Consider the following 19088-nt stretch of genomic DNA (forward strand, 5'->3'; position numbering starts at 1 on the left):
GCCGCGTCGACCCAAGGTCCCGCCCTACGCCGTGCCGGCACCCACCGGCCCGCGCTCGCGCAGCGCCGCGTAGGCCAGCGCGTCGACCAGCGCCAGCCAGGACGCCTCGACGACGTTGCCGTGCACGCCCACCGTCGTCCAGGAACCGGCGTGGTCGGTGGACTCCACCAGGACGCGGGTCACCGCGTCGGTGCCGTGGCTGAGGATCCGGACCTTGTAGTCGGAGAGCTGCACGTCGGCCAGCCACCGGTGGTGCGGGGTGAGTGCGGCCCGCAGTGCGGCGTCGAGGGCGTTGACGGGGCCGTTGCCCTCCTGCGTGCCGATCAGCCGCTCGCCGTCGAGCAGCACCCGCACCGTCGCCTCCGCGACCACCTCCCCGCCCGCCCGGTGCTCCATGATCACCCGGTAGGACTCCAGGGTGAACGGTGCCACAGCCCCGTCCCCCATCGCGGAGCGCATGAGCAGCTCGAGCGAGGCGTCGGCGGCCTCGAACGACCAGCCCGCCGCCTCCCGCTCCTTCACCGTGCGCGCCACCGACGACACCGCGTCGGGATGGCCGGCCAGGTCCAGGCCGAGCTCAGAGCCCTTGAGCTCGACGCTGGCCCGGCCGGCCATCTCGGTGACCAGCACCCGCTGCCCGTTGCCGACGACCACGGGGTTCATGTGGTTGTACAGCTCGGGGTCCACCTTGATCGCACTCGCGTGCAGGCCCGCCTTGTGAGCGAACGCTGAGGCCCCGACGTAGGCCTGGTGGGAGTCGGGGGCGATGTTGGCGATCTCCGCCAACGCGTGCGAGGTGCGGGTCAGCTCGCCGAGCGCGCCGTCCGGTAGGACGGGCATGCCCAGCTTGGTCACCAGGTTCCCGACGACGGCGAACAGGTCGGCGTTGCCGGTCCGCTCGCCGTAGCCGTTGGCGGTGCACTGCACGTGCGACGCACCGGCCTGCACCGCGGTGACCGAGTTGGCCACCGCTGCGCCCGTGTCGTCCTGGCAGTGGATCCCGAGGCGGAAGCCGGTGCGCGCGGCCACCTCGGTCACCACCTCGGCGATGCCCAGGGGGAGCATGCCGCCGTTCGTGTCGCACAGCACCGCGACGTCGGCGCCCGCGGTCATCGCCGCCTCCAGCACGCGCAGCGCCGTGTCCGGGTCGAACTTGTAGCCGTCGAAGAAGTGCTCCGCGTCGAGGAACACCCGCCGCCCCTCGCCCCGCAGGAACGACACGGTGTCGGCCACCATCGCGCAGTTCTCGGCGACGTCGGTGCGCAGCGCCCGCTCGATGTGGCGCCGGTCGGACTTGGCCACCAGGGTGACGGCCGCGGCCTGCGAGTCCAGCAGGGCCCGGACCTGCGGGTCCCGAGCCGCCGTCGTCCCGGCGCGCCGCGTCGAGCCGAACGCGACGAGCACCGCGTGCCGCAGCTCGAGCTCCCCCGCCGCGGCACGGGCGAAGAACTCGGTGTCCTTCGGCATCGCACCGGGCCAGCCGCCCTCGATGAAGCCGACGCCCAGCGCGTCGAGGTGGCGCGCGACGGCCAGCTTGTCGGCCACCGAGTAGCTGATGCCCTCGCGCTGGGCCCCGTCGCGCAGCGTGGTGTCGTAGACGTGGAAGGCGTCGTCGAGCGGGGTGCCGGCCGGTGCGGTACGGGACATGGGAGGAGCTCCTGGACGGGTTGCGAGCGCGATCCGGGCAACAAAAAAGACCCCCCGCGAATGCGAGAGGTCTGCGCGTCGGCTGTGGTGCTGGTTAGCCGACGCGCTCGTCAATAATGATCACGCTGAGGTGCTGCACGCCGCGAGTGTGGCACGCGGCGTTCCACGCTGTCACACGCGCTGCCCACATCGTGGGATCACGGCGCCCCTACCTGCGCCGCCGCCGCGAGGTGCGGGACGAACGAGTCCAACAGGTGCGGCAGGCTGAGCACGCTGGAGAACTGCAGCGCGTCGTAGTCGGTGCCCTCGAGGAACAGCGCCCGTCCCTGCTGCACGACGGGCTGCGCGGCGAGGATCGGGTCGGCCTCGATCTCCGCACGCTCCTGGGGCGAACCCGACTGCCAGACCAGCACGTCGGCGTTCAGCATGCTCGCGTTCTCGCGGCTGATCGTGCCGAAGAAGCTGTCGCCCGCCGCGGCGTCCAGCTCGGGAGGCACGACCATCCCGAGCGCCCCGAAGAACCGCGTGCGGGTGTCGTCGGTGGCGTGGAAGGGGTAGGTGCCGTCGTACATCGGCCCGGAGAGGACGAGGCTGCGGCCTTCCAGCTCCGGGTGCGCGGCCTTGACCTCGGCGAACTTCGCCTCGACCCCCGCAACGAGCTCGTCGGCGCGCTCGGGTTGCCCGAGCGCCTGGCCGGTGACGCGCGTCTGCGCCTGCCACGGGGTGCCGAAGTCCACGTACTCCGCGGGCTGCACGACCGTCGGGGCGATCTTGCTGTAGACGTCGTACTGCTGCTGGTCGAGCCCGGCCGTCACGGCCATGATCAGGTCCGGCTGCAGCGCGGCCACCTGCTCGACGTCCAGCCCCTCGCGCGGCAGCACCGCCGGGCGGGCGTCGCCGGCCGCGGCGTCGGCCCACGGGAAGAACACGTCGTCCTGCGGGCCGAACGCGTGGCGCACGCCCACCGGCACCACCCCGAACGCCAGGATCGCGTCCTGCTCGGTGTAGCCGAGGGCGACGACCCGCTCCGGCTGGGCCGGGATCACGGTCTCGCCGAACTTGTACGGCACCGTCACGGGGAAAGCCGAGCCCGGCGCCGGGGCCGCGTCCGGCGTCGCCGGCGCGGCTCCGGAGGCGCACCCGGCGAGGAGCGCGGTGGCGGCGAGGGCGATCAGCAGGCGACGGAGCACTGAGTATGCCTACCCTAAGTAAGGGCAGCCTGCAATAACGCCGGCCGGTCGGGCGCCGGCGTCGAGGCACAGGTCACGGCCCGGCGCCTCGCGCATCGTGATCGCGCTGACCAGGGTCACCAGCGCTCACCGCCCTAGGAGGTTCAGGAAAGCCACATTCATGAACCTGCAGGACATGAATGTGGCTTTCCTGAACCGAGTTCTCTCGTTCTGGCCCGCCTTCCGACCGCTTCCCGGATCATCACCAGGCATGGCCACGCGGACGCGCGCACTGTCGGAGCAGGTGCGGGCAGCGTTCCCGCAGGGCGTGGCAACGGCGCGGCAACTCGTCGCGATCGGACTCAGCGAGCGCACCGTCTACAAGCGCTGCCTTCCTGGCGGACCATGGCGCCGGTTGCTCCCCGGCGTCATCGCGCTCTTCACGGGAACGCCGACTCCGGAGCAGTACGTGCTGGCCGCGCTGCTGCTGTGCGGTCCTGATGCCGTGGTCACCGGGCTCGAGGCCTGCCGACGGCACGGCTTCCGTCGAGGGCCGGTCAGGGCGGGCCGCAGGACCAACGGACCCGTCGAGACCCACATGCTCGTCCCCGCGACCCGTCAGGTGCGCTCAGTGGGATACCTGCACGTCGAGCGGACGAGCCGGTTGCCGCGAGCGACCGTTCGAGGCGGGGTACCGCTCGCACCGGCGGCGAGGGCCTGCATCGATGCAGCTCGCCGCCTCGACGATCCGGGAGAGGTGACCGAGCTCCTCGCCGAGGCGGTGCAACAGGGTCACTGCACGGTTGGCGCGCTCCTCCAGGAGCTGGATGACACCACGCGCCGAGGCACGGCGATTCCTCGCGATGTGATGGGTGACGTCGCCGCCGGCATCCGCTCTGCGGCGAACGGCAGGCGAAGGCGCTCTGGCCACGGACAGGCCTTCCGCCGGCGTGGTGGAACGTCGCGGTGCACGACGAGTCCGGCGCGTTCCTGGGGATCGCCGACTGCTGGGTGGACGACGTGGCGATGGTGTGGGAGACCGAGTCGACCGAGTGGCATCTGAGCCCGGCCGACCATGATGCGACGGTGGAACGCGCCGCAGCCTTCACGGCGGCGGGAGCGGTCTACATCGCGACGAAACCGCGCAAGCTCCGGTCGGACCCGAATGGCGTCGCGGCGACCCTGCGCGCGGCGTACGGACGTGCGCGCGCGAGGCCTCGACCGGGCCTCAAGGCCGTCCCGCACGGTTCAGGAAAGCCACATTCATGAACCTGCAGGACATGAATGTGGCTTTCCTGAACCAACCCGAGCCCTACACCGACGGGCTCGGGCTGGGCGTGGCCCGCGCGCTCACCAGGGCCGCCAGGCGGTCGCCGATCGACTGGGTGTGGCCCGTGGCGCTGTGGTCGCGGGTGGCCAGGTCGAAGGCCACCGCGGCCTCGATGCGGCGGGCCGCGTCGCGGTTGCCGAGGTGGTCGAGCAGCAGGGCCACCGAGAGCACGGCGGCGGTGGGGTCGGCGATGCCCTGGCCCGCGATGTCGGGGGCGCTGCCGTGCACCGGCTCGAACATGCTCGGGTTGCGCCTGCTGACGTCGAGGTTGCCGCTGGCCGCGAGCCCGATGCCACCGGTGATGGCGGCGGAGAGGTCGGTGAGGATGTCACCGAAGAGGTTGTCGGTGACGATCACGTCGAACCGGCCGGGGTCGGTGACCAGGTGGATCGTCGTGGCGTCGATGTGCTGGTAGGCCACCGAGACCTCGGGGTGCTCGAGCGAGACCTCCTCCACCAGCCGCGACCACAGCCGCCCGGAGTAGGTGAGCACGTTGGTCTTGTGCACCAGCGTGAGGTGCTTGCGCGGGCGCCGCGACGCGCGGTCGAACGCGTCGCGCACGACGCGCTCCACGCCGAACGCCGTGTTGACGCTCACCTCGGTGGCGATCTCGTTCGGGGTGTCCTTGCGCAGCAGACCGCCGGTGCCCACGTAGGGGCCCTCGGTGCCCTCGCGGACCACCAGCATGTCGACCTCGTTGACGCCCGACAGCGGCCCCCGGACGCCGGGGTAGAGCCGGGCCGGACGCAGGTTGACGTGGTGGTCGAGCTCGAAGCGCAGCCGCAGCAGCAGCCCGCGCTCCAGGATGCCGCTGGGCACCGACGGGTCGCCGATGGCGCCGAGCAGGATCGCGTCGTGCTCCTGGAGCTCGGTGAGCACGGACTCGGGGAGCAGCTCGCCGGTGGAGTGCCACCGGCCCGCCCCCAGGTCGTACGTGGTGGTCTCCGCTCCTGGTGACACCTCGTTGAGGACCTTGAGCGCCTCGTCGATGACTTCCGGCCCGATGCCGTCGCCCGGAATGACCGCAAGGCGCATTGCCGATGTCCTCTCTGCCGTCTGGCCCGAAGCAGCCGGGCGCGCACGTTACCGGCTGCGACGGCACCACTCCGCCGTCCACCACCCGATCGTGGTCATCTGATCGGGTCGAACTGGTGCGGAGGCGGACCACATGCCCGATCTGCGGGCACGCGAACACCCCCGAGCGGGCCATTCTGCCGCGCCGCGCCATCGGCCCGAACCCGACCCCCGTCCTCTGCGTGCACCCGGTCGGCGGACACGCGACCCCGGAAGGCGGAGCAGTCGGCGGCACCGGAACGTTGAGTGATCAACTAGAGCTCCCGGTCCCGGCCAGCGGCCAGGTCGCGATCACCTCGTGGCGGGAGGTCCGGTCCGGGCCCGCGCCCAGGTGGCTGCGCACCACGTGCAGCTCCGTCGCGGTCCATGTGCTACCGCTGAACCCGGCCAGCGCGTCCACCACGGGCCGCAGCGCGACGCCTTCACGTCCGCGGGCGAGGGTGAGGTGCGGCCGGTAGGGCCGGTCCTCGACCGCCAGCCGCGCCCGCCGGGCCGCCGCCTGCACGGACGCCGCGAGCCGCTTCAGCCCCGCGACCTCGCCCGTGACCCGCGTCCACAGCACGCGGTCGCCGAACCGGCCCGCACCCTGCAGCGCGAGCGGCAACGGGGGGTGTCGGCCCGCGGCGCGCGCCAGCCGGACGGTGAGGTCGGCCCGCGCCCGGTCGTCGACCTCACCGAGGAAGGCCAGCGTCAGGTGCCACTGCTCCGGCCGCGTCCAGCGCAGGTCCGGGTGCGCGGACCGGACGGCGGCGGCCGCGGCCCGCAGCTCCTCGACCGCCTCCGGCGGGGGCGTCACCGCCACGAACAGCCGCACGGTCAGCTCCGCCGCGACGGCAGCGGCACGCGGCTCAGGTCCTGCGCCACGACGATCTCGCCGTCGAACACCGCGGCCGCCTCCGCCGCGAACCGGGACGGGTCGGGGTAGCGCTGCGAGAAGTGGGTGAGCACGAGCTGCCGGACACCGCAGCGCGCCGCCACCGACGCGGCCTGCCGGGCGGTCAGGTGCCCGTAGTCCCGTGCGAGCGCCTCGTCCTCGGCCAGGAACGTGGACTCGATCACGAGCATGTCGACGCCGTCGGCGAGCGCGAACACGGCGTCGCAGAGGCGGGTGTCCATCACGAACGCGAACCGCTGCCCGCGCCGCGGCACGCTGACCTCGTCCAACCCGACCACGCGTCCGTCCACGACGAGCTCGCCCGCGCGCTGCAGCCGGCCCACGTCGGGCCCCGCGATGCCGTGCGCGGCGAGCCGTTCGGGCAGCATGCGGCGCCCGTCCGGCTCGGTGAAGCGGTAGCCGAACGCCTCCACCCGGTGGTCCAGCCGGCGTGCCTCCAGCACGCCCGCCGGGCCCGACGCGAGCACGCCGTCGCCCGCGACCGGCTCCTCGCGCAAGTCCGCGACCTCCCGGAACGGGGTGGCGTGTCGCAGCCGGGCGAAGTACTCCCGCCCGGACGCGGGGTAGTGCGCGACCACCGGGTGCGCGACGCCGTCCAGCGAGAGCCGCTGGACGACGCCGGGCAGCCCGAGGCAGTGGTCGCCGTGGAAGTGCGTCAGGCAGATCCGCGTGACCGCGCTGACCGCCACCCCGGCCCGCAGCATCTGCCGCTGCGTGCCCTCCCCCGGGTCGAACAAGAAGCCCTGGTCGTCCCAACGCAGGAGGTAGCCGTTGTGGTTGCGCGTGCGGGTCGGCGCCTGGCTCGCCGTGCCGAGCACGACGAGCTCACGCATGCTCAGCCCTCGAAGGAGATCAGCCGCGTGGTCCTGGCCCCGACCGACGCGCCGATCGGCTCCAGCACGCCCGGGTCGACCGGCCGGTCGACGCGCAGCAGCATGATCGCGTCGGTGCCGTCGGTGGTCTGGCTGATCTGCGCGGCCTCGATGTTGACGGCCGCCTCGCCGAGCAGCGAGCCGACGCGGCCCATGACGCCGGGGCGGTCGGCGTACTCCAGGAGCAGCACCTCCCCCTCGGCGCGCAGGTCGAAGTGCCGGCCGTTGACCTCCACCAGCTTCTCCACCTGGGCGCGGCCGGTGAGCGTGCCGGACACCGTGATCGCCTCGCCGTCCGGCATCGCGGCGCGCAGCTGCACGACGCTGCGGTGGTTCTCGCTCTCCGGCGCCGTGGCCAGCTCGACGTCCACACCGCGCTCGGCGGCCAGCGCCGGCGTGTTGACGAACGTGACCTGGTCCTCGACGACGTTGGTGAACACCCCGCGGAGGGCGGCGAGCTGCAGCACCGAGACGTCCTCGGCGGCCAGCTCGCCCGCGACGTCGACGGTGACCGAGGTGGGCACGCGCCCGGCGAGGGCGTAGAGCACGGTGCCGAGCTTCTGCACCAGCGGCAGCCAGGGCCGCACCTCCTCGCCGACCACGCCGCCGACCTGCACGTTCACCGCGTCCGGCACGAACTCGCCCGCCAGCGCCAGCTGCACGGACCTCGCGACGTCGGTGCCGGCGCGGTCCTGCGCCTCGTCGGTGGACGCGCCGAGGTGCGGGGTGACGACCACCTGCGGCAGCTCGAACAGCGGGCTCGAGGTGGTGGGCTCGGTGACGTAGACGTCGATCCCCGCGCCACCGACGTGGCCGCTGCGCACGGCCTCGGCCAGCGCGTCCTCGTCGACGAGGCCGCCGCGGGCGGCGTTGACGATGATCACGCCGGGCTTCGTGAGCGCGAGCTGGTCCTTGCCGATGAGGCCCAGCGTCTCGGGCGTCTTCGGGAGGTGGATGGAGATCAGCTCGGCGCGCTGCAACAGCTCGTCGAGCGACACCAGCTCGATGCCGAGCTGGGCGGCGCGGGCCGGGGCGACGTAGGGGTCGTAGGCGATCAGCTCGACGCCGAACGCCGCGAGCCGCTGCGCCACGAGCTGACCGATCTTGCCCAGGCCGACGATGCCCACGACCTTGCCGTTGATCTCGACGCCGGTGAGGGAGCTGCGGGCCCACTTCCCGGCCCGCAGGCTCGCGTCGGCCGCCGGGATGTGCCGGGCCGCGGCCAGCAGCAGCGCGACGGCGTGCTCGGCGGCGGAGACGATGTTGGACGTCGGCGCGTTGACGACCATGACGCCGCGGGCGGTGGCGGCGGGGACGTCGACGTTGTCGAGCCCGACGCCTGCCCGGGCCACGACCTTCAGCCGGGTCGAGGCGCCGAGCGCCTCCGCATCGACCTTGGTGGCCGAGCGGACGAGCAGCGCGTCGGCGTCGGCGATGGCGGCCAGCAGCGCGGGCCGGTCGGTGCCGTCCACGTGGCGGATCTCGACGTCGTCACCGAGGAGGGCCACCGCGGACGGCGCGAGCTTCTCGGCGAGCAGGACGACAGGGCGGGCGGCAGCCTGTCCTTGGTTGTGAACAGTGCTCACGGCGGTTGCAGGGCTCCCGGATCGAGGTCTGGTACGCATCCGATCGTAGAGCCGCTGCGTGCGTACGTCCTCGGCGGCGTGGGCGAGGGCGACACGCGAACGGGACGACTCCGCGGAGCCCTGCCGGGCGGCCGGGGCGGGAGGCCGTCAGACACCAACGGGCCGGACCTGCTCGGCGAGCAGGTCGAAGGAGCGGAACCAGGCTGCCCGGTCCACCACCGGGAACGTCACGATCAGCTCGTCGGCGTCGGCCTTGCGGGCGAACTCCTCCAGGTAACCGACCACGACGTCGGGCGTGCCCGCGGCCGTGTAGCGGGTCATCGACCGGACCTGCTCCCCCGCGGGGGCGTCGAGGATGACCTCGGCCTCCTCGTCGGTGAGCTCGTGGCCGCCGCGCGAGAGGAACCGCTTCACCCGGTCGCGCTGCACGGCGTGCAGCCGCTGCGCGGCCTCGTCGGCGGTGTCGGCCGCGACGACGTTGACGGCCGCGAGCACGCGTGGCGCCGCCAGCTGCGCCGACGGCCGGAACTCGCGGCGGTAGGTGGCCACGGCCTGCTCCAGCGCGTCCGGGGCGAAGTGAGAGGCGAAGGCGTAGGGCAGCCCCAGCACGGCGGCCACCTGAGCGCCGTAGAGCGACGATCCCAGGATCGTGAGCGGCACGCCGGTGCCCCGGCCCGGGAAGGCGTGCACGCCCGGCACGAGGCTCTCGTCGGACAGGAACGCCTGCAGCTCCTGGACGTCCTGCGGGAACCGGTCGGAGGCCCGGGGGTCGCGGCGCAGCGCGGTGACGGTCTGCTGGTCGGTGCCGGGCGCGCGGCCCAGGCCCAGCTCGATGCGGCCGGGGTGCAGGGTCGCGAGGGTGCCGAACTGCTCGGCGATCACCAGCGGCGAGTGGTTGGGCAGCATGACGCCGCCGGAGCCCAGCGTGATCCGCTCGGTGTGCGCCGCGACGTGCGCGATCAGCACGCTCGTGGCCGACGAGGCCACCGCCCGCATGTTGTGGTGCTCGGCGTACCAGATCCGCCGGAAGCCCTGCTCCTCCGCGCGCTGGGCGAGCGCGACGCTCGCGTCGAGGCCTTCGCGGATCGTCTCGCCGTCCCCGACGGTGGCGAGGTCGAGGATCGACAGGGGCAGGGGCAGGGACACGGCGGAACCTTTCGTTGCGGGACACGAGGGTCAACCGCCGGGCGCGGCGCCGTCTTCCCGCGCCGGGCCGTCGCCCTCGCCGTCCTCGGCGTGGCGCAGGACCTCCTCGGCGAGATCCCCGATCGGCTGGGCGGGACCGGCGGCGTCCGGGGGCCGGATGTGCGCCGGCTCCCCGAAGTCGGAGAGGACGAGGGTGATTCGGGAGCGGAGGTCGACCGTTCCGAACAGCCCGTTCTCCCCGCCGGGCAGCTCCAGCCGGCACTCGGTGACGCGGTTCGCCCCGTCGGTGCGGACCCGGCCGGTCGCAACCGCGTCGAGGTGACCTGCCTGCTGGAAGGCCGTGCGGAGCTCCTCGCGCAGCGGCTCGGGACAGTTCTCGACCGCGCGCCGGGCGCTCATCGTCACGTGGTGCTCGCCGCCGTCGCCCGCCCGCGCGTCCACCACGCCGTAGAGCCAGCCGAGCACCGCCAGCAGGCTCGCCGAACCCCAGCCGCCCATGTCCAGCACGTGCCACCCGTCGCCGGGCTCCTGGCTGTAGACGACGCCCCCGTCGGCGATCTGGAAGATCTCGGGGACGTCCGCCGGCAGGTCCGTCACCGTGCGGCTCGCCGCGCGCCGGTGGGCGAAGTCGCACACCCCGTGGCTGCGGAACCGCGCGAACCCGGGCGGCTCGGACACCAGCTCCATCTCGAAGTAGGCCGTGCCGGCGTCCACCGTCGCCTCGACGGCGGCGATCAACCCTGCGTCATCGGTTCCCACCGGTTCCCCCGTCCCCTGACCGGCGCGCCCGGCCGTGCGCAGGCGCACGATCGCGGTCACCCGGGCACCGATCATGCCGCGTGGTCGGTCCTCCCGAAGGCGCCCAGGCGAGCGAACTGCTCGGCGGTCAGCGCGATGTCGAGCGCGCCCAGGTTCTCCCGCACGTGCCCGGCCGAACTCGTCCCCGGGATCGGGACGATCGTGGGCGAGCGGTGCAGCAACCAGGCGAGTGCGACCTGCGCGGGGGTCGCCCCGATCTCACGGGCGATCGCCGCGACCGGGCTGTCCTGGCCGGTGTGCGCGCCCATCGCCACCGGGAAGAAGGGGATGAAGGCGATCCCGCGCTCGGCGGCGAGGTCGACCACCGGATCGGAGCCGCGCTCGGCGAGGTTGTAGAGGTTCTGGACGGCCGCGATCGGCGCCACCGCGAGCGCCGCGGTGAGCTGCTCGGCCGTCACCTCCGACAGCCCGATGTGGCGGACCTTGCCCTCGGTCTGCAGCTGCGCGAGCGCACCGACCTGCTCCTCCAGCGGGAACGCCGGGTCGACGCGGTGCAGCTGCAGCAGGTCGATCCGCTCGACCCGCAGCCGGCGCAGGCCGAGCTCGGCCTGCTGGCGCAGATACGCGGGGTGGCCGAGGGGCACCCACTCGGTGGGGCTCGGGCGCGCGATCCCGACCTTCGTCGCCACCACCAGCCCCGGCGGGTACGGGGCGAGTGCCTCGGCGATCTGCGTCTCCCCGTCACCGAGGCCGTAGGAGTCCGCGGTGTCGAGGAGATCGACACCGAGCTCGACCGCGGCACGCAGGAACGCGATCGTCGCCGAGCGGTCCTCCTCGGCGTTCCAGATCTCCGCCTCCGCGGCCGGGCGGTGCCGGGCCGAGGCGTTGGTGAGCCGCATGGTGCCGAGACCGATGCGCGTGACCGGCAGGTCCCCGCCGATCCGGAAGATCCGGGAGCTGTCCGACGTCGTGGTGTTCATGGCCGCGACGCTAGGAGCTGACACCGGTAGGAGGTTCCAGCATGGGTGAGGGACGTCTCACGATCGGCGAACTGGTGGCGCGCACCGGGGTGGGTCACCGGCTGCTGCGCCACTACGAGGAGCAGGGGCTCCTCGCGCCCGAGCGCACCGCGGGCGGGCACCGGCTCTACGACCCCTCCGCGGTCGAGGCGGTCCGCCGCATCCGGATGCTGCTCGACGCCGGGCTCCCGACCCGGGTCATCCGACAGGTCGTGCCCTGCTTCGACGACGCCGGGGCACGCATCGACGCGTGCGTGGCCGGCGTCCTGCAGGCGCACGTCGCCGCGCTGCAGCAGCGGATGTCCGACCTCGCCGCGCAGCGGTCGCTGGCCCTGCAGCTGCTCCCCGCGTGAAGATCCCGGCCGGAACTGACGAACGGCACTCTCGTCGGTACCTGACCGACGGGAGTGCCGTTCGTCGCGACAGGCTCAGGAAGCCTTCGTGCCCACCCAGCTCATCAGGCCGCGCAGCTTCTCCCCGACCTGCTCGATCGGGTGCTGCTGGCCCTCCTGCTGCAGCTTGGTGAAGTTCGGGCGGCCGTTGTCGTCCTCGGCCACCCACTCGCGCGCGAACGTGCCGTCCTGCACCTCGGCGAGGATCTTCTTCATCTCCTCCTTCACGGCCGGCGTGATGACGCGCGGGCCGCGGGTGAGGTCGCCGTACTCGGCGGTGTCGGAGATGGAGAAGCGCTCGTTGGCGATGCCGCCCTCGTACATGAGGTCGACGATCAGCTTGAGCTCGTGCAGGCACTCGAAGTAGGCGATCTCCGGGGCGTAGCCGGCCTCGGTGAGCACCTCGAACCCGGTCTGGACGAGCGCGGCGGCACCGCCGCAGAGCACGGCCTGCTCGCCGAACAGGTCGGTCTCGGTCTCCTCCTTGAACGTGGTCTCGATGACGCCCGCGCGGGCGCCGCCGATGGCCGCGGCGTAGGAGAGGGCGAGCGCCTTCGCGTTCCCGCTGGCGTCCTGCTCGACGGCGATGAGCGCGGGCACGCCCTTGCCGTCGACGAACTGGCGGCGCACGAGGTGGCCGGGGCCCTTGGGGGCGACCATGGCGACGTCCACGTTCGACGGCGGCTTGATCAGCTCGTAGCGGATGTTGAAGCCGTGACCGAAGAAGATCGCGTCGCCGTCCTTCAGGTTCGGCGCGATGTCGTCGGCGTAGATGTGGCGCTGCTTGGTGTCCGGCGCCAGGATCATGATCAGGTCGGCCCAGGCGGAGACCTCGGCGGGCGTGCCCACCGCCAAGCCCTCGTCCTGCGCCTTCTGCCGCGACTTGGAGCCCTCGGGCAGGCCGATCCGCACGTCGACGCCGGAGTCGCGCAGCGACAGCGAGTGCGCGTGGCCCTGGCTGCCGTAGCCGATCACCGCGACCTTGCGGCCCTGGATGATCGACAGGTCGGCGTCGGCGTCGTAGTAGATGTTCACGCTCATGACGGGTGGGGTCGTCCTCTCGAAGATTTCTAACGAACAGCGGTGGCGGTGATGGAGCGGGGACCGCGGCCGACGGCCACCATCCCGGACTGCACCATCTCCCGGATCCCGAAGGGCTCGAGGTTCTTCAGCAGCGCGCCGAGCTTGTCGGCGGTGCCGGTGGCCTCGATGGTGAGGGCCTCGGGCGTCACGTCGACGGCCTTGGCCCGGAACAGGTTCACGATCTCGAGCACCTGGCTGCGCACGCCCGGGTCGGCGCGCACCTTGACCAGCAACAGCTCGCGCTGCACCGACGCCGCGGGCTCGAGCTCGACGATCTTGATGACGTGGATGAGCTTGTTGAGCTGCTTGGTGACCTGCTCGAGCGGGAAGTCGTCGACGGCGACGACGATCGTCATCCGCGAGACGTCCGGGTGCTCGGTGGGCCCGACGGCGAGCGACTCGATGTTGAACCCCCGGCGCGAGAACAGGCCGGAGACGCGGGCGAGCACGCCCGGCTTGTCCTCGACCAGCACCGACAGGGTGTGCCTCTGGATCATGCTTCCCTCGTCATCTGCGTGCTGGCCACCGCGTCGTCGGCCACGATCTCGTCCGAGTCGAACAGCGGCCGGATGTCCCGCGCGGCCATGATCTGGTCGTTGCCGGTGCCGGCCGCGACCATCGGCCAGACCTGGGCGTCCGCGCCGACCACGAAGTCGATCACGACCGGCTGGTCGTTGATCTCCATGGCCTGCTGGATCACCCGGTCCACCTCCTCCTTGGACTCCGCACGCAGCCCCACGCAGCCCATCGCCTCGGCGAGGAGCTTGAAGTCGGGGATCCGGTGCTTGTGCGTGCCGAGGTCGGTGTTGGAGTAGCGCTCGGAGTAGAACAGGTTCTGCCACTGCCGGACCATGCCCAGGTTGCCGTTGTTGATGATGGCGACCTTGATCGGGATGTTCTCGATGGCGCAGGTGGCGAGCTCCTGGTTCGTCATCTGGAAGCAGCCGTCGCCGTCGATGCACCAGACCACGGCGTCCGGCCGGGCCATCTTCGCGCCCATCGCCGCCGGCACCGCGAAGCCCATCGTGCCGAGGCCACCGGAGTTGAGCCACGACCGCGGCTTCTCGTACTTGATGAACTGCGCGGCCCACATCTGGTGCTGGCCCACGCCCGCCGTGTAGACGGCGTCGGGACCGGCGATCTGCCCGATCCGCTCGATGACGTACTCGGGTGACAGCGAGCCGTCTGCCGGCCAGTCGTAGCCCAGCGGGTAGGTGGCGCGGAGCTCGTCCAGCTGGGCCCACCACGGGCCGAGGTCGGCGACGCCGTTCGCCTGCTCGGCGCGCACGGCCTCGATCAGCTCGGTGATGACCTCCTTGCAGTCACCCACGATCGGGACGTCCGCGCGGCGGTTCTTCGAGATCTCGGCGGGGTCGATGTCGGCGTGCACGACCGCGGCGTTCGGCGCGAACGTCGACAGCTGGCCGGTGACCCGGTCGTCGAAACGGGCGCCGAGCGCGACCAGCAGGTCGGACTTCTGCATGGCGGCCACGGCGGTCACCGTGCCGTGCATGCCCGGCATGCCGACGTGCTGCTGGTGGCTGTCCGGGAACGCCCCGCGCGCCATCAGCGTGGTGACGACCGGGACGCCGGTGAGCTCGGCCAGCTCCAGCAGCTCGTCCGTGGCCTCGGCCTTGAGCACGCCGCCGCCGACGTAGAGCACCGGGTGCTTCGCCGCGCAGATCAGCTTGGCGGCCTCCCGGATCTGCTTCCCGTGCGGCCGGGTCGTCGGCCGGTAGCCGGGGAGCTTCATCTCCGGGGGCCAGGTGAACGTGGTCTGCTCCTGCAGCACGTCCTTCGGGATGTCCACCAGGACCGGGCCGGGTCGGCCCGTGGACGCCAGGTGGAACGCCTCCGCGATCGCGCGCGGGATCTCCGTCGCGTCGGTCACGAGCATGTTGTGCTTCGTCACCGGCATGGTGATGCCGGTGATGTCGGCTTCCTGGAACGCGTCGGTGCCGATCAGCGGCCGGGACTGCTGGCCGGTGATCGCGACCACCGGGATCGAGTCCATGTGGGCGTCCGCGATCGGCGTGACGAGGTTGGTCGCGCCCGGACCCGACGTCGCCATGCAGACGCCGACCTTCCCGGTGGCCTGCGCGTACCCCGTCGCCGCGTGGCCGGCCCCCTGCTCGTGGCGGACCAGCACGTGCCGCACCGCCGTCGAGTCGAGCAGCGGGTCGTACGCCGGGAGGATCGTGCCGCCGGGAATGCCGAACACGACCTCGCAGCCCACCTCCTCCAGCGAGCGCACGAGCGACTGGGCCCCGGTCATCGGCACCTCGTCGAACCGCTTTACGGGGGCGGCCTGGCCCGTGGTCGGGGGCTGACCCTGACGGCCGGGAGGCGGCCCCGGTTTCGGGGCCTGCGACCCGGCGACGGGGCCGGATCGGGGCGTTGCGGTGGTCATCTGCTGATCGCTCCGCATTGGGGTTTCGGGACCTGGACAGAAAAAAACCCCCGACCGTCACGCGGGACGGAACGAGGGTGGCGCGTCGACGACCGAGTGACTTCGCTCAGGCAGCGACGCGCCTGCGAAGTACGAGAATCCGGACGGCGGACATGGGGGCGACGGTAGCTTCCCAGCGGAGCGCACGTCAATTCCGTGAGAAGGCCGTACCAGATCGTGGGACGCCGCGGCGCGCCCCGAACCGGCGAGTCTCCCGTCCGCACACGGCGAGTCTCCCGTCCGGACAGCGTGAGTCTCCCGTCCGGACAGCGCGAGTCTCCCGTCCGGGCATCGTTGGGCCGGGTGAGCGCAGGGCCCGTAGTTCCCCGGATGTGGCGGCCTCGGCCGCGGAGAACGCTCGGCCGGGTGAACCGCGGCCTGTACGCCCTCAAGCCCTGGTACGCCGACCGCCTCGCCGGCACCCGCCGTCGCTTGGCCGCGCGCGGGGTGGCTCCCGGCACCGTCACGGCCGCCGGCGTCGGCTTCGGCGCACTGGCCGGGCTCGTGCTCGCCACGGTGCCCAGCGCGCCCGTGGCCGCGGTGCTCGTCGCCGCGCTGCTCGCGCTGCGCCTTGCGGCCGCGAACCTGGACGGCGCCCTCGCCCGCGACACCGGCGCCAGCAGCCGCTGGGGCGCGGTCGTCAACGAGCTCGGCGACCGCGCGGCCGAGCTCGCCGTCCTCGCCGGGTGCCTCGCGTTCGCACCCCCGTGGCTGGTGCTGCTGGCGATGCTGGCGGCCAGCGCCCCGTCGTGGGTGGCGCTCGCCGGTGCCGCGGCCGGAGCACCCCGCACCAACGGCGGGCCGGTCGGCAAGACCGAACGCTGCCTGCTCCTGGTCGTCGTGGCCGCGCTGCCGGCCCACGCAGGCGCGCTGCTCACGGCACTGGCAGCCGGCTCGGCGGTGACCGCCGCGCTGCGACTGCGCACCCTGCACCGGACGCTCACCGCGGCCGCGCGGTGAGCAGGTTCACGACGACGGGCAGCGGCCGGAGCAGACGGCGGCGAGCCCGGCCGCCCGGCGAACGGCCCGGCCAGGCAGAGCAGGAAGGTCCGGTGACCCTGCTGCCACCGAACGGACGGCGCCCAGGCCACGAGCAGACGACCGGTGAGCCGCACACCAGGGCTGCGCCGAGCGCCGTCACGTACGACTCGCACCGATCACCCATTGCTGATCGATGCGGGTCGCACACCAACGCTGCCGCCACCGCACGCACGTACGACTCGGATCGATCACCGGGTTGATCGATCCGAACGACACACCACGGCTGCCACCCCCGCACCCAGGTACGACTCGAAGCGATCACCACCGACATCGATCCGAGCGGCACACCAGCGCTGCGCAGAGCACCGTCACGTACGACTCGGGCCGATCACCCATTGCTGATCGATCCGAGCGGCACACCAGGGCTGCGGCGAGCACACTCACGTACGACTCGCAGGGATCACGCCCACCCGGGCCGCGCCGGTCGTCCGACCACGACCACCGTCACGTACGCCTCACCGCGATCACCCCGGGCGCGGCGGTCGCCATCGCGTGCGACTCGCGTGGATCAACCGGCGGGGCGGCCCGTAGGACTACGCACCCCGATCCGGTGCTCTCGCGGATGGGCGGCGGACTGATCGGCGACACGCTCTGCCCATGGATCCGGTGACCCTCACCCTCGGCGCGCTCGGCATCGGCGGGGCCGCGGTCGGTGCCGCGCGACGCGCCGAGCTGACGGCCCGCTGGCGGACCTGGTTGGTCGCCGCTCCGCTGGTGCTCGGCCCGCTGCTGGTCGGGGGCCAGGTCGGTGGGGCGGTGCTCGCGGCCGCGCTGGGGGCCGTCGCGGCCGTCGAGTTCGCCCACCTGGCCGCCCTGCCCCGCGCCGACACCGTCGGGCTGGTGCTGCGGATCGTCGGCGTCCCGGGCGTGGCGCTGCTCCGGCCGGACCTGCTCGGGCTGCTCCTCCCAGTGCTCGCGGTGTCCGCCGCGCTGCCCGCGCTGCTGGCGGGCGACACGGCGACCGGCGGGCGACGCGCCGCATACGGCACCTTCGGGACCCTGTGGATCGGCGGCGGCCTCGCGGGTCTCGCCGTACTCGAGCCGGGCGTCGCGGTCGCGGTCTGCCTCGCCGTGGCCGTCGCCGACGTCGGGGCGTGGTGCGGCGGGCGGCTGCTCGGCCGGCGCGGCCCGGGGGCGCGGCCGCTCTCGCCGCTGTCGCCGTCGAAGACGTGGGGCGGCGTCGTCGGCGCGATGCTCGCCGCGGCCGCGGTCCTGCTCGCGCTGGGGAGGCCGTCATTCGGGCTGCTGGTCGCGGTCGTGGCCGGCGGTGTGCTGGGCGACCTGCTGGAGTCGATGCTCAAGCGGGAGGCCGGGTGCAAGGACGCAGGCAGCTGGCTACCGGGCTTCGGCGGCCTGCTCGACCGGGTCGACTCGCTGCTGGTGGCGCTGCCGCTCGCGGTGCTGGTCACGCTGCCGGCGGGGTCGTGGTGAGGGCGCGGGTCGCCGCGGCGCTGCGGCACCTGCTCTGGCGGCTGGTGCTCGCGGTGACCGGCGGTCTCACCGTCACGGGGTCGCTGCCGCGCGGCGGGTGCGTCGTCGTGGCCAATCACAGCTCGCACGCCGACACCGCGGCCCTCCTGGCCGCGTTGGACAGCCGGCACGCCCCGCGCGTCGCCGCCGCGGCCGACTACTGGTTCGCCGGTGGGTGGCGTCCCGCGATCTGCCGGGCGCTGGCCGCGGCGTTCCCGGTGCGGCGCACCGGCGGTGGCAGCGTGGACATGGCCGCTGCCGTCGCGTTGCTGCGGGCCGGACGCGCCGTGGTCGTCTACCCGGAGGGGACGCGCGGGCAGGGCGCGCCCGGGCGCTTCCACTCCGGCGCGTTCCGCCTCGCCGAGGCCGCGGGCGTGCCGGTGGTGCCCGTCGGCATCGTCGGCACCCGGGAGCTGCTGCCCAAGCACGGCAGGCTGCGCCGCACGCGCGTGACGGTCCGCATCGGCGCGCCGATCCCCGCCGACCCGGAGACCGCCCGCGCCGAGGTCACCCGCCTCGCGAGCCTGCCGCGAACGGCACCGCCCGGACGAACGGCACGCTCGTCGGCTAGGTACCGACGAGAGTGCCGTTCGTCGCGGGGGCGGGCGCGGGTCGCGCGGCTCGCGGAATCCCGCACGGGCCTCGCGCTCGTCGCGGCGTGGGCGGCGGCGGAGGCGGTCGTGTGGCCGCTGCTGCCGGAGTGCGTGCTGTTCGCGCTGGTGGTGGCGGCGCCGCGGGCCGGTCTGCGGCTGGTGCCGACCGCCGTGCTGGCCAGCATGGCGGGTGGGCTCTGCACGCTGGCGCTGGGCGCGGCCGGCGCCGCACCGGCGGCCCCGCTGGTCACCGAGCGGATGCGCGTGGCGGTGGCGCAGCAGACGGCGGCGGAAGGTGCGTCCGCGGTGCGGCACCAGCCGCTGTCCGGGATCCCGTTCAAGGTCTACGCGGCCGAGGCCGGCCGGGCAGGGGCGGCTCCGCTGCCGTTCCTGGTGGCGGCGAGCACGCACCGGGGCGTGCGCATCGCCTCCGTCGGCACGGCGTGCGCGCTGCTCGGCGCCGGCCTGCACCGGTGGCCCCGCGCGTACCCCGCGGTCCTCCTCGCCGGCTACACCCTGTTCGCCGCGGGCCTCACGCTGGTCGTCCGCTGGTGGGGGTAGGG

The 19088-nt window shown here is 73.2% G+C and carries 17 protein-coding genes; 5 read left to right on the plus strand and 12 right to left on the minus strand.

The window, feature by feature from the left end:
• Window positions 1-24 precede the first annotated feature (24 nt).
• A complete protein-coding gene (gene cimA, locus FB558_RS08055; RefSeq protein WP_142049777.1) occupies window positions 25-1647 on the minus strand; it encodes a citramalate synthase in 1623 nt (540 codons plus the stop codon).
• Window positions 1648-1844: 197 nt separating this feature from the next.
• Window positions 1845-2837: an iron-siderophore ABC transporter substrate-binding protein gene (locus FB558_RS08060; protein WP_142049780.1), complete on the minus strand. Its 993-nt coding sequence runs from the start codon at window positions 2835-2837 to the stop codon at window positions 1845-1847.
• 945 nt (window positions 2838-3782) lie between these two features.
• Here FB558_RS08060 and FB558_RS44395 point away from each other — a divergent pair.
• Window positions 3783-4085: a hypothetical protein gene (locus FB558_RS44395; protein WP_142049783.1), complete on the plus strand. Its 303-nt coding sequence runs from the start codon at window positions 3783-3785 to the stop codon at window positions 4083-4085.
• A gap of 43 nt (window positions 4086-4128) precedes the next feature.
• Here FB558_RS44395 and FB558_RS08070 read toward each other — a convergent pair whose 3' ends face one another.
• From FB558_RS08070 to FB558_RS08100, 7 genes are all read right to left on the minus strand, one after another.
• The gene (locus FB558_RS08070) at window positions 4129-5181 is read right to left on the minus strand and encodes a 3-isopropylmalate dehydrogenase (RefSeq protein WP_142049786.1); all 1053 of its coding nucleotides are present in this window, start codon (window positions 5179-5181) and stop codon (window positions 4129-4131) included.
• Between the two features lie 289 nt (window positions 5182-5470).
• Window positions 5471-6034, minus strand: a complete 564-nt coding sequence (gene thpR / locus FB558_RS08075; RefSeq protein ID WP_142049789.1) for an RNA 2',3'-cyclic phosphodiesterase — start codon at window positions 6032-6034, stop codon at window positions 5471-5473.
• Between the two features lie 2 nt (window positions 6035-6036).
• Window positions 6037-6954: a ribonuclease Z gene (locus tag FB558_RS08080; RefSeq protein WP_142053861.1), complete on the minus strand. Its 918-nt coding sequence runs from the start codon at window positions 6952-6954 to the stop codon at window positions 6037-6039.
• Window positions 6951-8573, minus strand: coding sequence for a phosphoglycerate dehydrogenase (gene serA, locus FB558_RS08085; protein ID WP_246106307.1), 1623 nt, complete (start codon window positions 8571-8573; stop codon window positions 6951-6953). The genes FB558_RS08080 and serA overlap by 4 nt, the downstream gene beginning before the upstream one ends.
• 147 nt (window positions 8574-8720) lie before the next feature.
• On the minus strand, window positions 8721-9713 hold the full coding sequence (locus FB558_RS08090) for an LLM class flavin-dependent oxidoreductase (protein WP_142053863.1): 993 nt from the start codon (window positions 9711-9713) through the stop codon (window positions 8721-8723).
• A 36-nt stretch (window positions 9714-9749) separates the two neighbouring features.
• Entirely contained in the window at window positions 9750-10538 is a 789-nt protein-coding gene (locus FB558_RS08095) for a hypothetical protein (RefSeq protein ID WP_142049795.1), read from the minus strand.
• A gap of 11 nt (window positions 10539-10549) precedes the next feature.
• Window positions 10550-11458 carry an aldo/keto reductase gene (locus FB558_RS08100; protein WP_142049798.1) on the minus strand — a complete coding sequence of 303 codons (909 nt, stop codon included), beginning with the start codon at window positions 11456-11458 and terminating at the stop codon, window positions 10550-10552.
• A 41-nt stretch (window positions 11459-11499) separates the two neighbouring features.
• On the opposite strand from FB558_RS08100, the gene FB558_RS08105 reads away from it, so the two are divergent.
• A complete protein-coding gene (locus FB558_RS08105) occupies window positions 11500-11850 on the plus strand; it encodes a MerR family transcriptional regulator (RefSeq protein ID WP_142049801.1) in 351 nt (116 codons plus the stop codon).
• 75 nt (window positions 11851-11925) lie between these two features.
• Here FB558_RS08105 and ilvC read toward each other — a convergent pair whose 3' ends face one another.
• From ilvC to FB558_RS08120, 3 genes are read right to left on the minus strand one after another with little or no spacing between them, the layout of a single operon-like run.
• Window positions 11926-12930 (minus strand): ketol-acid reductoisomerase, encoded by a 1005-nt coding sequence (ilvC, locus tag FB558_RS08110; RefSeq protein ID WP_142049804.1) that lies wholly within the window; start codon window positions 12928-12930, stop codon window positions 11926-11928.
• Window positions 12931-12959: 29 nt separating this feature from the next.
• The gene (gene ilvN, locus FB558_RS08115) at window positions 12960-13466 is read right to left on the minus strand and encodes an acetolactate synthase small subunit (protein ID WP_142053865.1); all 507 of its coding nucleotides are present in this window, start codon (window positions 13464-13466) and stop codon (window positions 12960-12962) included.
• Window positions 13466-15382, minus strand: a complete 1917-nt coding sequence (locus FB558_RS08120) for an acetolactate synthase large subunit (protein ID WP_142049807.1) — start codon at window positions 15380-15382, stop codon at window positions 13466-13468. Before FB558_RS08120 ends, ilvN begins: the two co-directional genes overlap by 1 nt.
• 405 nt (window positions 15383-15787) lie before the next feature.
• Here FB558_RS08120 and FB558_RS08125 point away from each other — a divergent pair, with 405 nt between their 5' ends.
• The 3 genes from FB558_RS08125 to FB558_RS08135 all read left to right on the plus strand — a co-directional run bounded on the left by FB558_RS08125 (window position 15788) and on the right by FB558_RS08135 (window position 19086).
• Entirely contained in the window at window positions 15788-16381 is a 594-nt protein-coding gene (locus FB558_RS08125) for a CDP-alcohol phosphatidyltransferase family protein (protein ID WP_211366205.1), read from the plus strand.
• Window positions 16382-17059: 678 nt separating this feature from the next.
• Window positions 17060-17893, plus strand: a complete 834-nt coding sequence (locus FB558_RS08130) for a phosphatidate cytidylyltransferase (RefSeq protein WP_142049813.1) — start codon at window positions 17060-17062, stop codon at window positions 17891-17893.
• The gene (locus FB558_RS08135) at window positions 17890-19086 is read left to right on the plus strand and encodes a lysophospholipid acyltransferase family protein (protein WP_211366208.1); all 1197 of its coding nucleotides are present in this window, start codon (window positions 17890-17892) and stop codon (window positions 19084-19086) included. Before FB558_RS08130 ends, FB558_RS08135 begins: the two co-directional genes overlap by 4 nt.
• The last annotated feature ends 2 nt before the right edge of the window (window positions 19087-19088 follow it).

This window comes from Pseudonocardia kunmingensis, from assembly GCF_006716445.1.
In the GTDB taxonomy this organism is placed as follows: Bacteria; Actinomycetota; Actinomycetes; order Mycobacteriales; family Pseudonocardiaceae; genus Pseudonocardia; species Pseudonocardia kunmingensis.

What these genes read in the sequence shown, in the direction of transcription:
- cimA (WP_142049777.1), bottom strand. Translation starts at nt 1,647, where the DNA reads ATGTCCCGTACCGCACCGGCCGGCACCCCGCTCGACGACGCCTTCCAC.
- FB558_RS08070 (WP_142049786.1), bottom strand. Translation starts at nt 5,181, where the DNA reads ATGCGCCTTGCGGTCATTCCGGGCGACGGCATCGGGCCGGAAGTCATC.
- FB558_RS08100 (WP_142049798.1), bottom strand. Translation starts at nt 11,458, where the DNA reads ATGAACACCACGACGTCGGACAGCTCCCGGATCTTCCGGATCGGCGGG.
- FB558_RS08105 (WP_142049801.1), top strand. Translation starts at nt 11,500, where the DNA reads ATGGGTGAGGGACGTCTCACGATCGGCGAACTGGTGGCGCGCACCGGG.
- ilvC (WP_142049804.1), bottom strand. Translation starts at nt 12,930, where the DNA reads ATGAGCGTGAACATCTACTACGACGCCGACGCCGACCTGTCGATCATC.
- FB558_RS08120 (WP_142049807.1), bottom strand. Translation starts at nt 15,382, where the DNA reads ATGACCACCGCAACGCCCCGATCCGGCCCCGTCGCCGGGTCGCAGGCC.
- FB558_RS08130 (WP_142049813.1), top strand. Translation starts at nt 17,060, where the DNA reads ATGGATCCGGTGACCCTCACCCTCGGCGCGCTCGGCATCGGCGGGGCC.